At 49.8% G+C, this 14,298-nt stretch carries 12 protein-coding genes and 1 riboswitch; all 12 genes read left to right on the top strand.

What is annotated here, in order from left to right:
* Nucleotides 1-244: 244 nt before the first annotated feature.
* The 12 genes from cysQ (at nucleotide 245) to CKW00_RS07455 (ending at nucleotide 14,140) form a co-directional block, all read left to right on the top strand.
* Complete coding sequence (gene cysQ / locus CKW00_RS07505; protein WP_095822052.1) at nucleotides 245-1,024, top strand: 3'(2'),5'-bisphosphate nucleotidase CysQ; 780 nt, start codon at nucleotides 245-247, stop codon at nucleotides 1,022-1,024.
* Between the two features lie 157 nt (nucleotides 1,025-1,181).
* Nucleotides 1,182-1,733 carry a ribosome hibernation-promoting factor, HPF/YfiA family gene (hpf, locus tag CKW00_RS07500; RefSeq protein WP_095822051.1) on the top strand — a complete coding sequence of 184 codons (552 nt, stop codon included), beginning with the start codon at nucleotides 1,182-1,184 and terminating at the stop codon, nucleotides 1,731-1,733.
* Nucleotides 1,734-2,018: 285 nt separating this feature from the next.
* Entirely contained in the window at nucleotides 2,019-2,162 is a 144-nt protein-coding gene (locus CKW00_RS13705; RefSeq protein ID WP_158221294.1) for a DUF4806 domain-containing protein, read from the top strand.
* 84 nt (nucleotides 2,163-2,246) lie between these two features.
* Nucleotides 2,247-4,760: a preprotein translocase subunit SecA gene (secA, locus tag CKW00_RS07495; RefSeq protein WP_095822050.1), complete on the top strand. Its 2,514-nt coding sequence runs from the start codon at nucleotides 2,247-2,249 to the stop codon at nucleotides 4,758-4,760.
* Nucleotides 4,761-4,811: 51 nt separating this feature from the next.
* Nucleotides 4,812-5,916, top strand: a protein-coding gene (gene prfB, locus CKW00_RS07490) for a peptide chain release factor 2 (RefSeq protein WP_143544233.1) whose coding sequence is annotated in 2 segments (ribosomal slippage) — nucleotides 4,812-4,883 and nucleotides 4,885-5,916 — 1,104 coding nt in all. Because the reading frame shifts where the segments join, the coding sequence is not laid out codon by codon here.
* A gap of 206 nt (nucleotides 5,917-6,122) precedes the next feature.
* Complete coding sequence (locus tag CKW00_RS07485; protein ID WP_095822136.1) at nucleotides 6,123-6,962, top strand: YitT family protein; 840 nt, start codon at nucleotides 6,123-6,125, stop codon at nucleotides 6,960-6,962.
* Between the two features lie 43 nt (nucleotides 6,963-7,005).
* Nucleotides 7,006-7,377 (top strand): cytochrome c551, encoded by a 372-nt coding sequence (cccB, locus tag CKW00_RS07480; RefSeq protein ID WP_095822048.1) that lies wholly within the window; start codon nucleotides 7,006-7,008, stop codon nucleotides 7,375-7,377.
* Between the two features lie 236 nt (nucleotides 7,378-7,613).
* A complete protein-coding gene (gene ftsE, locus CKW00_RS07475; RefSeq protein WP_076570859.1) occupies nucleotides 7,614-8,300 on the top strand; it encodes a cell division ATP-binding protein FtsE in 687 nt (228 codons plus the stop codon).
* Nucleotides 8,290-9,183, top strand: coding sequence for a permease-like cell division protein FtsX (gene ftsX / locus CKW00_RS07470; RefSeq protein WP_095822047.1), 894 nt, complete (start codon nucleotides 8,290-8,292; stop codon nucleotides 9,181-9,183). The genes ftsE and ftsX overlap by 11 nt, the downstream gene beginning before the upstream one ends.
* Before the next feature lie 25 nt (nucleotides 9,184-9,208).
* Nucleotides 9,209-10,729, top strand: coding sequence for a murein hydrolase activator EnvC family protein (locus CKW00_RS13910; protein WP_095822046.1), 1,521 nt, complete (start codon nucleotides 9,209-9,211; stop codon nucleotides 10,727-10,729).
* Between the two features lie 213 nt (nucleotides 10,730-10,942).
* A riboswitch (cyclic di-GMP riboswitch) is annotated at nucleotides 10,943-11,028 on the top strand.
* Between the two features lie 571 nt (nucleotides 11,029-11,599).
* Complete coding sequence (locus CKW00_RS07460) at nucleotides 11,600-13,096, top strand: S41 family peptidase (protein ID WP_095822045.1); 1,497 nt, start codon at nucleotides 11,600-11,602, stop codon at nucleotides 13,094-13,096.
* Between the two features lie 198 nt (nucleotides 13,097-13,294).
* Nucleotides 13,295-14,140, top strand: coding sequence for an ABC transporter ATP-binding protein (locus CKW00_RS07455; RefSeq protein WP_093107268.1), 846 nt, complete (start codon nucleotides 13,295-13,297; stop codon nucleotides 14,138-14,140).
* Nucleotides 14,141-14,298 lie beyond the last annotated feature (158 nt).

Here is a 14,298-nt window from a genome sequence, read left to right as displayed (position 1 = left end):
ATCCGCTTTTTTCTATTTTCAGGAGGTTTATTTTTTCTATTCCTTCATTATTTCCACATCCGCTGGTGCTATGATGCTCGTTCGATGGTGATGCCCGCGGCAAGCATCCAGCGATAAGCGATTCGTGAGAATCAATAACTTGATCAGGAAGGAGACCTCCTCCTGATTGGGGGATTTTTTTACGTTAGAAATATAAGCTTAAAGGGTACAAGGAATCGTAGCATACAGAATGGAGGTTTCGGTTATGAAGGAAGTAATTCAGGCTGCCTTACGGGCAGGCCAGGAAATCATGAACGTATATGAGACGGATTTTGACGTGGAGGAGAAGCAGGATCACTCCCCGATTACGAAAGCGGACGAGAAGGCACACGACGTCATCGTGAAGCATCTCGAGGAGTATGACCCGTCTATTCCCGTCCTTAGTGAAGAAGGGGCGCAGGTGTCCTATTCGAAACGTCAGGACTGGGATGAGTACTGGCTCGTCGACCCGCTCGACGGCACGAAGGAATTCGTGAAGCGTAACGGAGAGTTCACTGTGAACATCGCTCTTATCCGTGAAGGGAAACCGGTGTACGGTGTCATCTACGCTCCGGCACTGCAGGACCTGTACGTCGCTGATGCCGCAAAAGGCGCCTATAAATTCACGTCGGTCCTCGATAACTACAAAGACGGACTCGACGCTCTCCGTCTGCCTGCGATAGAAGCGAACAACGACACGGCTACCGTGATTGTAAGCCGCTCCCACCAGTCGGAGGAAGAAGAGAGTTTCATCAACCGCGTAAGTGAGAACTACAGTTCCATAAACACCCTCACTTCCGGAAGTTCGCTGAAGCTCTGTCTCGTTGCAGAAGGTGTGGCCGACTTTTATCCGCGCTTCAAACCGACGATGGAATGGGACACGGCTGCCGGTCAGGCGGTAGTGGAAATCGCCGGAGGCAAAGTGCACGTCGCGAATACGGATAAGGATCTCACGTATAATAAGGAAGAACTGGAAAACCCTTCCTTCGTTGCTTCCCGAAACTGAAAAATATTATATGGGCGTAAACCTGGGGAACCTCAAAACGGCAGAGGTTCTCCAACCTTTTTATCATTTTTCAGATAATTCGCTCTAGTTTATGCAGGAATCACCAGGGGTATGGTAGAATGTAAGGTATATAAGGATGAAAGGAGGACACTTCTATATGTTCCAATTTAATATTCGTGGTGAAAACTTAGAAGTGACAGATGCTATCAGAGATTATGTGGAGAAAAAGGTGACGAAACTTGAGCGTTACTTTGACACTCCCCCATCTTCTGAGGTCCACGTAAACTTAAGTGTCTACAACAAAGAGCAGACGATTGAGGTGACAGTTCCGATGAAGAACCTTCTGCTTCGTGCGGAAGAGCATAACACGGATCTATACGCTGCGGTCGATCTCGTTGTAGATAAATTAGAACGTCAAATCCGTAAACATAAAACGAAAGTGAACCGCAAGGCTCGCCAGGAAGGTGCTCCTAAACACGTATTCGCCGAAATGGAAAGAGACGCCCAGAGTCGTCTGGAAGAGGACGATGAGGAAGTGAAAATCGTCCGTACGAAACGGTTCGATCTGAAACCGATGGCCTCCGAGGAAGCGGCCCTTCAGATGGATATGCTTGGACACAGTTTCTACGTATTTACGAACGCGGATACGGATGAAACAAATATCGTATACAAACGTCGGGACGGCCGTTACGGTCTGATCGAGACCTGAATAACCACCCCCTTGTAGTGATACGGGGCAATGAAGAACGAAACAATGGATAACAATAAGTAAGACAGCGGACTGCATGGGAGAACAATCCCTGTGCAGTCCGTTTTTTGAGGACGATTGTAACGTAACACGGATTTTTACTCACTTTTTACATAAAAAACAAAAAGTCCGCCGTTACAAAATCGGATTTCTCCCCCGCATAAACGTCCTGAATGGCTTTCTTTCTCCTTTGTCATCCGTAAACCGGATGTGCTATAAAAAAGTAAAGAAAAGGAGCGATGCAGTATGTGCGGGAAGTGCGAACGTCTGGAAGCGAGAGTCCGGCAGCAGGAGGAGACGGTGGCTCAGCTCATTGAAATGATAGCCTCCGTAAACGGAAAGATGCAGTCGTTGAGCGAGAAGGAAAAAGGAGTCCCCGGGAGGCGGTGATTAGTTGTCACGCCTGTTCGGCAAGTGTTATCATATAGAATGGATATATTTACGATATTGCTATGATACAGAGGAGCGTTCAACATGCTTGGATCATTGAAGAAAATATTTGGAGACGGGAACCAGCGTGAAATCAAACGTCTGCAGAAAATTGTCGATAAGATTGAAGCCTTGGAACCGGAAATAGAACAGCTTACGGATGAAGAACTGCGTCAGAAAACAGATGAATTCAAGAAACGCTACGAAGACGGGGAAACGCTTGACGATCTGCTTAACGAAGCCTACGCCGTCGTCCGTGAAGGAGCGAAGCGCGTATTGGGTATGCGCCCGTTCCCGGTACAGATCATGGGGGCGATTTCCATGCACGAAGGGAACATCGCCGAGATGAAGACCGGGGAAGGGAAAACGCTCGCGTCCACTATGCCCGCCTATTTGAATGCTCTGTCCGAGGAAGGCGTCCACATCGTTACCGTGAACGATTACCTGGCGAGCCGTGACTCGGAGGACATGGGAGAGCTTTACAACTTCCTTGGCCTGACGACCGGCCTGAACGCGAACGGCCTATCGAAAGAAGAGAAGCGCGCGGCCTACAACGCGGATATTACGTACGGAACGAACAACGAGTACGGGTTCGACTACCTGCGCGATAACATGGTGCTGTACAAGGAACAGATGGTGCAGCGTCCGCTCCCGTTCGCGATCATTGACGAAGTCGACTCGATCCTTATCGATGAAGCACGTACGCCGCTCATCATTTCGGGAACGGCGAAGAAGTCGGCGGATATGTACAACGCGGCCAATGCGTTCGTACGTCTGCTGAAAATCGATGAAGACTTTACGTATGATGAAAAGACGAAAAACGTCCAGCTCACGGAAGAAGGAATTGACAAAGCAGAGCGCTATTTCAAAATCGAGAACCTGTTCGACCTCGGTAACGTGGCGCTCATCCACCACATCAACCAGAGTCTGAAAGCCCAGGAGACGATGCACCGCGATGCGGACTACGTCGTGCAGGACGGCGAAGTCGTCATCGTCGACCAGTTTACGGGCCGTCTCATGCAGGGCCGCCGCTACAGTGACGGTCTGCATCAGGCGATCGAAGCGAAGGAAGGGCTGCCGATCCAGAATGAAAGTATGACGCTCGCGTCCATCACCTTCCAGAACTTCTTCCGTATGTATGACAAGATTGCCGGTATGACCGGTACGGCGAAGACGGAATCCGAAGAGTTTCTGAGCATCTACAACATGCACGTCGTTCAGATTCCTACGAACAAACCGATCATCCGGGAGGATCATGCGGATCTCGTATATAAAACGACCGACGGGAAGTTCCGTGCCGTCGTCGAAGAAATCAAGGAGCGGTACGAGCAAGGGCAGCCTGTCCTTGTCGGTACCGTGGCGGTCGAGACGAGTGAGGTTATTTCCCGTTACCTGAAGAAAGCGGGCGTGCCGCACAACGTTCTGAACGCGAAGAACCACTTCCGGGAAGCGGAAATCATCGAAAACGCCGGACAGAAAGGCGCGATTACGATTGCGACCAACATGGCCGGCCGTGGTACGGATATCAAACTCGGCGAAGGCGTCGTCGACCTCGGTGGCCTCGCGGTCATCGGTACCGAACGTCACGAATCGCGACGTATCGATAATCAGCTCCGCGGTCGTTCCGGTCGTCAGGGAGACCCGGGTATGTCCCGGTTCTACCTCTCGACCGACGATGAACTGATGCGCCGGTTCGCTTCCGATAACGTCCGCAGCATGATGGAGCGTCTCGGAATGGATGATTCCCAGCCGATCGAGAGTAAGATGATCTCCCGTGCCGTGGAATCTGCCCAGCGCCGCGTGGAAGGAAACAACTTCGATGCGCGTAAGACAATCCTCTCCTTCGACGACGTACTCCGCCAGCAGCGGGAAGTCATTTATAAGCAGCGCTATGAAGTGCTCACTTCCGAGAATCTGCGGGAAATCGTCGAGCAGATGATTGAGCGTACGGTCGCACGTACCGTGCAGGCCCACACGGCTGATGAAGTCGACGAAAACTGGGAAATCGACGCCATCGTCAATTATCTGCGCTCGAACCTTCTTATGGAAAACGACATTACGGAAGACGATCTCAAAGGGAAAGAACCGGAAGAGATGGAAGAGCTTATCATGAAGAAAATTCTCGAGCGTTATGATGAGAAAGAAGCGGAGCTCACCGAAGAACAGATGCGTGAGTTCGAGAAAGTGATTCTGCTTCGTACCGTCGACCAGAAATGGATGGATCACATCGACCAGATGGATCAGCTTCGCCAGGGGATCCACCTGCGTGCCTACGGACAGAACGACCCGCTTCAGGAATATCAGATGGAAGGGTTCCGCATGTTCGAGGAGATGGTACAGGCGATCGATGAAGAGTCGAGCCGCTACGTCATGAAGGCTGAAATCCGCAACAACCTGCAGCGCCAGGAAGTTGCCGAAGGAGCCACCGCCGTCTCGGGTGGCGGAGAATCCAAAGAGAAGAAGAAAGCGAAACCGTACGTGAAGCAGGATACGGTCGGGCGTAACGACCCGTGTCCGTGCGGAAGCGGCAAGAAATATAAAAACTGCCACGGCAGCTGATGCATCCCCTGAGCTTGGGGAGGTACACATTATTTAGGAGTGATCAGAAAAATGGAAATGTCAGAAATCAAGCACAAGCTGGACGAAGCGAGCCGGCAACTACAGAACTTCAGGGGGTCTCTTTGACGTCGATCAGCGGAAGACCCGAATCGCCGAACTTGAAGAACAGATGACCGAACCGGACTTCTGGAACGACCAGCAGACGGCTCAGGAAGTCATCCAGGAAGTGAACGGGCTGAAAGGGCTCGTACACACATTGGAAGACTACGAGGAAACACTTGGGAACCTGGAAGTATCCTACGAACTGGTGAAAGAAGAAGAGGACGAAGAACTGCGTGCCGATCTCGAAACGGAGATCGAGCAGCTGCATAAAGACCTCGATCAGTTCGAGCTCGACATCCTCCTGAGCGAGCCTTACGACAAGAACAATGCGATTCTCGAACTGCACCCCGGTGCCGGCGGTACGGAATCTCAGGACTGGACGAGCATGCTTCTACGCATGTATAAGCGCTGGGCCGAATCCCGCGGGTTCAAGGTGGAAACCCTCGATTACCTTCCCGGGGACGAAGCCGGTGTGAAGAGCGTCACGCTCCTGATCAAAGGGCACAACGCCTACGGCTACCTGAAAGCGGAAAAAGGGGTGCATCGTCTCGTGCGTATTTCACCTTTCGATTCTTCCGGGCGTCGCCACACGTCATTCGCTTCCTGCGAAGTGATGCCGGAGTTCAACGATGAAGTGGAGATCGACGTGAAAAACGAAGATCTGAAAATCGATACGTACCGGGCAAGCGGTGCCGGCGGTCAGCACGTCAATACGACGGACTCGGCCGTCCGTATCACGCACGTGCCGACGAACACGATCGTGACTTGTCAGAATGAGCGGTCCCAGATCAAAAACCGGGAACAGGCCATGAAAATGCTGAAGTCGAAGCTGTACCAGCAGGAAATTGAGCGGCAGCAGCAGGAAATGGACGAAATCCGCGGAGAACAGAAAGAAATCGGTTGGGGGAGCCAGATCCGCTCCTACGTCTTCCATCCATACAATATGGTGAAAGACCACCGGACGAATACCGAAAGCGGGAATACCCAGGGCGTCATGGACGGACAGCTGAACATGTTCATCAATGCCTACCTGCGTTCCCGGATGGACGGGTAATATCATTCTTATAAAAGACACGGCGAACACTTTCGCTGTGTCTTTTCTTTTGTTCCCGGGAGCCTGCTTTCCGGTGTGGGCCCCTTTAACGTAGCAGTACGTTATCTTGCTGTCATTTACAGAAAAATGCGGTGCTGGTATACTCCTTAACGGTTAAAGATTGGAGGGGTTCCGTGGTTACACTGGATAAATATCGGAGAGAACCGATGCCGCCCCGGATGCGGCTGACGATAGAATTCTCCTACGTCATTATCGGTTCATTATTCATAGCACTTGCATTCAACCTGTTCCTGCTTCCGAACAATATCGCCTCCGGCGGTGTGGCGGGTATCAGTACGATTACGAAAGATGTATTCGGCTGGGAACCCGGAATTGTGCAGTGGGTGTTGAACATCCTGTTTTTCTCGATGGGACTATTCATACTCGGAAAGAATTTCGGCATCAAATCTCTCGTCGGGACGCTCATTCTGCCTTTTTTCGTCCTGATTACGAGTGACGTTGTAACGCCGACCGAAGACCAACTGCTCGGGGCTATCTTCGGCGGAATGGGGATCGGTCTCGGCCTCGGCATCGTCTTCCGCGGGCGGGCATCGACGGGCGGAGTGGATCTCGGAGCACAGGTGCTCCACAAGTTCACGAAACTGCCTCTCGGTATCTGTATCGCCATTCTCGACGGAACGATCGTATTCACCTCGGCTATCGTCTTCTCAGTGGAGGAGGGTCTTTATGCTCTCATCTCTTTATTCATTACGAGCCGCACGATCGACCTCGTTCAGGTCGGCTTCAATACATCGAAAAACGTCATGATCATTTCAAAGAAAGAAATGGAAGTGAGGCGTGCACTCCTGAATGATATCGACCGCGGAGTAACCGTGCTGAAAGGAGCCGGCGGATATACCGAGGAAGACCGGCCGGTTATCATGTGTGTCGTGCAGCAGAACGAATTCATGAAGCTGACCCGTACCATCAAGGAAATCGATCCGGGAGCCTTCATAGTAACGATGAACGCAACGGAAGTTCTCGGCGAGGGTTTCAAAACTTCCTGAATAGGTTATAATGACAATATATGAAAATTTAAGGGGGTATTACATGAAGTGGAAATTGTTGACTGTCCTGTTCGCTGCTATGTTCGTACTTGCAGCCTGTGGCGGAGGCGGAGATGAAGGATCCTCCGGTGATTCGGGTGATACAAGTACGGAAGAACAGGAAAGTTCCGGTGAAAGCAGTGGCGGTGAAGTGGATTCTGCAGCTGCCGAAGAAGCGTTCCAGGCTAACTGCGCAAGCTGCCACGGCGGTGACCTCGGCGGCGGTGTCGGACCTGCTCTTGATAGTGTAGGCGCTGACATGTCCCAGGACGATATCGTCACTATCATTCAGAACGGAAGAGGCGACATGCCGGCTCAAGATGTAGATGAACAGACAGCTACACAAATTGCAGGCTGGTTGGCTCAGAAAAAATAATACTTACCTTTATCTCTCCGGTGATTTTTACACCGGGGAGTTTTTTTATGGTAAAAACGTGACGGTTGTTCACTATTGATAACGGATTGTAGTTTTATTGAAATATAAATGTAACAATTTGTTGAACTAAATAAGATAAAATGAATGATGTAATATGTGCAGACTTTCAACAGAGAGAAAAAGAGAAAAAAATACGGGAAAGTCGGACTTTAAAGAAAAGTATAGGTGGTTAACATATGATTGAAATGCAGGGAGTTTACAAGACTTACCCTAACGGTGTCACTGCATTGAATGGTCTCGACGTGCGGATTCAACAGGGGGAATTCGTGTACGTGGTAGGACCGAGTGGCGCAGGGAAATCGACGTTTACAAAACTGATTTTCCGTGAGGAGAAACCTTCGAAAGGGAGTATCCATATCAACGATCTTGACCTGGCAGCTATGAAGGAAAGACGGATTCCCAAGCTGCGGCGGAATATCGGAGTCGTTTATCAGGATTTCCGTCTGCTGCCGAGACTTACTGTTTACGAAAATGTCGCTTTCGCTCTCGAAGTGATCGAAGAGCGCCCGGCGGAGATCAAGACCCGGGTTATGGACGTTCTCGAACAGGTACGGCTTAAGAACAAAGCGAGATTCATACCTGACGAGCTCTCAGGGGGAGAGCAGCAGCGTGTATCGATCGCAAGAGCCATTGCCAACCGTCCGCGCATTTTGATTGCGGATGAACCGACCGGGAATCTGGATCCCGAAACCTCATGGGAAATTATGCACATCCTCGAAGAAATAAACCAGACCGGCACGACTATCCTTATGGCTACCCACAACCGTGAAGTGGTGAACCGGGTACGTAAACGTGTCATCGCTATTGAAGACGGAGTTATCGTACGGGATGAGCGTCGGGGGGATTACGGCTATGAAGATTAGAACGATAGGCCGTCACCTCCGCGAAGGCCGTAAGAGTGTTTTCCGTAACGGGTGGATGACGGTATCGGCCATAGGGGCGACCACGACGACGTTGTTGCTGGTCGGAGTGTTCCTCGCCGTAATGCTGAATCTGAACCAGTTCGCAAATTCCATCGAAAATGATATTGAAGTCCGCGTATTCATCGAACGTACTGCAGATGAAAGCCAGGTCGAACAGCTCGGTGAGGATATCGAAGCGATCAATGAGGTGGCTTCGGTGGAATACTCCTCCAAAGACGAAGAGCTTGAAGGGCTCGTGGACAGTCTCGGGGATGAAGGGAAGGCGTTCGAACTGTTCGATCAGACGAATCCGCTCAACGACGTGTTCGTCATCGATCCCTCCAGCCCTTCCGCCGCAGACTCCATCGCTTCCGATGTCAGGGAGCTTGAGTTCGTGGATGAAGTGGATTACGGAGAGGAAGTCGTGCAGAGGATTTTCACTTTCAATGAATATGCACGCACAATAGGCCTTGTGCTCATTATAGGCCTCATTTTTACGGCCATTTTCCTTATTTCGAATACGGTACGTATAACGATCGTAGCCAGGAGAAAAGAAATCGGAATCATGAAGCTCGTCGGGGCGACCAATGCGTTCATACGCTGGCCTTTCTTCATTGAAGGGATGCTACTCGGCCTGCTTGGCTCCATCATCCCGGTTGCGGCTGTCACCGGAGGCTATTATTACCTTTATTATCATTTGAGGGATTCGATCAATTTCGATTTCGTCCAGCTTCTGCCATTTAATCCATTCATATGGCAGCTGTCCGGACTCATTCTGGCAATAGGCGTGTTCATCGGCATTTGGGGAAGTGTGATGAGCGTGCGTAAGTTTCTGAAAGTATAGAGAGTCTTAGGGAGGAATACGGAATATGAACAAAGAATCATCCACGCTGTTGATAACAGCACTAATTGCAGCATTACTATTCACCGCTTTTCCGGGAAGCGCATTTGCGAATCTCGGCAGCGTAAATAATAAGATCAGCGATCTACAGGAAGAAAAGAATAACGTCGACGATAAACAGAATGACGTATCCGAAGAGAAGAATCAGAAAGAAGCGGAACTCTCAGAGAACGAAAAGAAACAGGCGAAAGAGGAAGAAGCGATCAAAAAGATCGATTCGAAGCTTTCCGATACACTTGCGAAACTGAGGGAGAAGGAAGAGGAAATCTCTGCAACGGAAGAAGAGATCGAAGAACTAAAGAAAGAAATCGCCGATCTTGAAGAAAGTATAGCCAAAAGGGAAGAAATACTTACAGATCGCCTCCGCTCCCTGCAGCAGAACGGCGGAGACGTGAAATACTTAGAAGTACTGCTCGATTCCCAGAGTTTTGGGGACTTTCTGGAACGTGCTTCCGCTGTTACGACCATCATGGACCAGGATAAGAACATCTTCGATACCCACCTGGAAGAGAAGAAAATGCTTGAGAACAAGAAACAGGAACTGGTTGATAAGAAATCTTCACTCGAAGAGCAGAGAGCGGATCTGAAGCAGCTGAAGTCCGACCTCGACAGTCAGCTGAAAGAGAAAGAGAAGCTGATGGAAGAGCTTGAAATAGAGCATGGGGAGCTGCACAATACTAAACTTAATCTTGAGGAAGAACAGCAGATTCTTGAGAGACAGGAAGCTTCCATCCAGTCCGCTATCCAGGAAGCGGAAAAACGCGCTGCCGAAATAGAAAAGCAGAAGCGTGAAGAAGAAAGAAAGCGTAAAGAAGAAGAACGTAAGAGAAAAGAAGCGGCAGCAGCTAAAGCGGAAGCCGAGGCAAAAGCTGAAGCAGAAGCACAAGCCGCTGAACAGGAAAAAGAACAGGAAGAAGCAGAACCGATTGAGGAAACACAGGAAGTAAGCACAGCGAGTACTTCAGACAGCAGCTCTTCCGCCGCGCCGGAAGAAGCGTCCAAGCCGGAAACGTCCACATCCTCTGTGACAGAAAGTCCGGCACCTAAACCGGAACCGGCACCTGAACCGAAACCGGAAGCATCAGCACCCGCCACAGGAGGGTTTATAAATCCGGCCCCGGGTCCGGTCACTTCCGAGATGGGTCCTCGCTGGGGTCGCATGCATACCGGAATAGACATTGGTGGAAACGGAATCCCGATTAAAGCCTCCGCTTCCGGCCAGGTGTTCCGTTCGTACCAGTCCGGTTCCTACGGGAATGTCGTCATGCTTACACATTCCATAAATGGTAAGGTGTATACGACAGTGTATGCCCACATGCAGAACAGAGAAGTGTCAGAGGGAGACTGGGTGAGCCAGGGGCAGCAGCTTGGCCTTATGGGGAACACAGGACGGTCCACCGGCCCTCACCTTCACTTCGAACTGCACGAAGGTCGATGGAGTCAGGATAAACGGAACGCCGTCAACCCGCGCAAATATGTGAACTTTTAATAAGAGTTTCCACTTCCCGGGTGTCCGATCACCCGGGAAGTTTTTTTATAAATAAATAAATCTGAATTTTTAAATAAATATGTTGACTTACCCGTTATATTCATTATAATGAACAGTAAGAGGCGAATAACATTCCCGACAGAAAATAGTCGGTATCCTCTTAACACAGTGCTTTACCCATCGTGGGCAATGAAACCTTAAATAAATCCTGCTTTAACGAAAAGGCAAACCTTATGAAAATAAGGGACGCAAAGCCAGGGGTCTAAGGGAGAATCCTCCTAAGACAGCCGGTTATCGAAAAAAGGTGGTGATGATCAGTGACGAATAGCTGTTTATTGAATACGTACAGTTACGAGGTGACGCTGCATCCGATGCAGAATTCTCCGTAATATATAAGCGTGATTATGAAATGATTGAATCATTGCCCAAAAAACAGACCTTGAAGCAGTATATATAATTACCCACTCTATGTATGAAACGAAGAACACTTCCCCCTTTAATACGGTAGATCGACGGATGATAAAACAATAGATGTGCCCAGTCTTTTATTAAAACCGGTGAGCACATGAAAGAGTCAGGAGACAACTCCCCGGTCGAACTTCGGGTAAACGTCGCTCTATTTCCCGGGAAATAGTTCCGCTGTTCCGGTGAGGTCTCCCTCCGCTTTTAATGAAGACGAGACATGATGATTACCGCCGTTACCATCGACTCTCCCACTCTTAAGTCCTGATAACGGTTATTGTTAAGCCCTGCTTCTCTCGAATGAGAGGTGCAGGGTTTTTGAATGTGAAAAAAATAATAGAGCGGGTTTCTTTTTCTATGTTAAGATTAGGAAAGTATTTAAGTTCTTCAGAGAAAGGTGCCTTCACTATGAATTGGAAAAATCGTCACATAATTATACTGGCCGTTGTCGCGCTGCTCGTCGGGGCTGGCGGAACGTATATCGGTATGCAGTGGTTCGCTCCGGAAGAGACAGCGACGTCCACGGAGGACTCTTCATCCGGAGAAAGCTTCGGGGACATGACACAGGAGGAGCAGAAAGCTTTTATAGAGAATGCCCAAGGGTCTTCGAATTTAAAAAAGGTGGAAAAGGCTTACACCCTCATTGACGAACGTTACGTGGAAGATGTGGATAAGAGTACACTCGTCGAAGGCGCCATAGAAGGTATGATCAATAAACTGGATGACCCCTACAGTACGTACATGGATCAGGAGACGATGGAGCAGTTCAATCAGTCCATCGAGTCCTCGTTTCAGGGGATAGGGGCTGAAGTGAGTATGGTGGACGATAAAGTGACTATCGTTGCACCTATCAAAGGATCTCCCGCCGAAGAAGCGGGACTGAAGCCGAATGATCAGGTTCTGAAAATAGACGGAGACTCGACGAAGGGTCTCGATCTTCAGGAGGCTGTCAATAAAATACGTGGGGAGAAAGGTACGGAAGTCACACTCACTGTCGATCGTCCGGGAGCGCCGGAGCCGATAGAAATAACGATCACCCGTGATGATATTCCGAAAGAATCCGTGTATAAGGACACGAAAGAGGTAGACGGAAAGAAAGTCGGCGTCCTTGAAATAACGTCTTTCTCCGAAGAGACGTCGAAAGAGTTCAAGAAACATTTGACCGACCTTGAAGAAGAGGGAATCGAAGGGCTCGTCATTGACGTACGGGGGAATCCCGGCGGACTTTTCACAGACGTTCAGGACGTTCTGAAGCAGCTCGTTCCGGACGACAAGCCGATCGTTCAGATCGAAAGCAGGGACGGGGAGAATTCGAAATATTATTCCGAACGCAGCTCCGGAAAAGAGTATCCGATTTCTGTGCTGATTGATGAAGGAAGCGCCTCCGCCTCCGAAATCCTCGCCGCTGCGATGAAAGAGATCGGCGATCACCCGGTGATCGGTACTACGAGTTTCGGTAAAGGTACAGTACAGCAGGCCGTTCCGATGGGGGATGGCAGTACTCTGAAGCTGACGATGTTCAAATGGCTCACTCCGGATGGCAACTGGATCCATGAAGAAGGTGTGACGCCTACGAAGAAAGTGAAGCAGCCGGCATTTTTCTACACCCATCCCGTAACGGCCGAAAAGACGCTTGACACGTCGTCTTCCGGTGACAAGGTGAAAAATATTCAGCAGATGCTGAAGGGTCTCGGATACGGGAAAACGGAAACGGACGGCTCTTACGGGGAAGGTACGGAAGCTGCCGTAAAAGCGTTCCAGCAGGACCATGATCTGGAAGCTACGGGGGCCGTCAATGAAAAGACGGGCGGCGAACTTGAGAAACAAGTCGTCGAAGAAGTGCAGAAGGAAGAAAATGACAGACAGATGCAGAAAGCGCTGGACGTCCTTTTCCAAGATGCCTGAGACCGGCAGCCATAAGACCTGCAGCCCGGGTGGCTACGGGTCTTTTTGCGGAGAGAATACGTACGTAGTGAATGAAAACGATTCTCATATTCATTGACAATCCACAACCTGCCGCGTAAAATCTTATACAGAAACTATTTTTGTGCCGTCGTATAACGTTGGAAATGAAACCCTACAGAGTATAAAGGGAGAGATCCTATGGATACACTACAAACGAACAACCTCACATTAGGATACGGAGACTCGATCATCATCGACTCTCTCGATATAGAAATCCCGAAAGGTGAAATAACTGTTCTGATCGGAAGTAACGGCTGCGGGAAGTCTACTCTTCTCCGCTCGCTCGCCCGCCTTCTTAAGCCGAAGGACGGCCAGGTGGTACTCGATCAGAAGGATATTTCCCAGATGAAAACGAAAGAGGTAGCCAAAAAGATGGCCATCCTTCCGCAAAGTCCGTCCACTCCGGAAGGTCTTACCGTCTATCAGCTGGTCAAACAGGGACGTCACCCTTACCAGTCCTTCACGAAACGCTGGTCAAATGACGATGAGCAGGCGGTGGAGAAGGCTCTCGTCGATACCAATCTCGTCGAACTGAAGGAAAGAACGGTAGACTCCCTTTCCGGCGGTCAGCGCCAGCGTGCCTGGATTGCGATGACGCTCGCCCAGGACACCGAGACACTTCTCCTTGATGAGCCGACGACGTATCTCGACATGACCCATCAGATTGAAGTGCTCGATCTTCTGTTCGATCTGAATAAAGACCACGGCAGAACGATCGTAATGGTACTTCACGACATCAACCTCGCCTGCCGGTATGCCGACCATATCGTAGCGGTCCGCGACCAGACCGTCTATACACAGGGGAGACCTGAAGAAGTGGTTTCCTGTGAAATGATGCACAACGTGTTCGATATGATGTGTGATGTGAGAGAGGATCCTTTATTCGGTACGCCGATGTGTATCCCGCACGGGAAAGGGCGCTGTCTCATCAAACAGGCGCAGGAAGAAGCGAAGCAGAAACAGCACATATACTCCGTTACGTAATCGAACCCTCCTGGACGGGAGGGTTTTTTTAGGCTCTACAATATTTGTTGGGGTATCAGAAAAATTCAGCATAAAAAAAACACACAAGCTCCTTTATCTTTTACACTTGAATTGACGAGACCCAAGAAAAAGATAGGAGTTGTGTGTATATATGCATT

Source organism: Salimicrobium humidisoli (assembly GCF_002295105.1).
Lineage (GTDB): Bacteria > Bacillota > Bacilli > Bacillales > Halobacillaceae > Salimicrobium > Salimicrobium humidisoli.
Note: the sequence above shows the minus strand (reverse complement) of the source record. Positions and strands in the feature narration are given on the sequence as shown.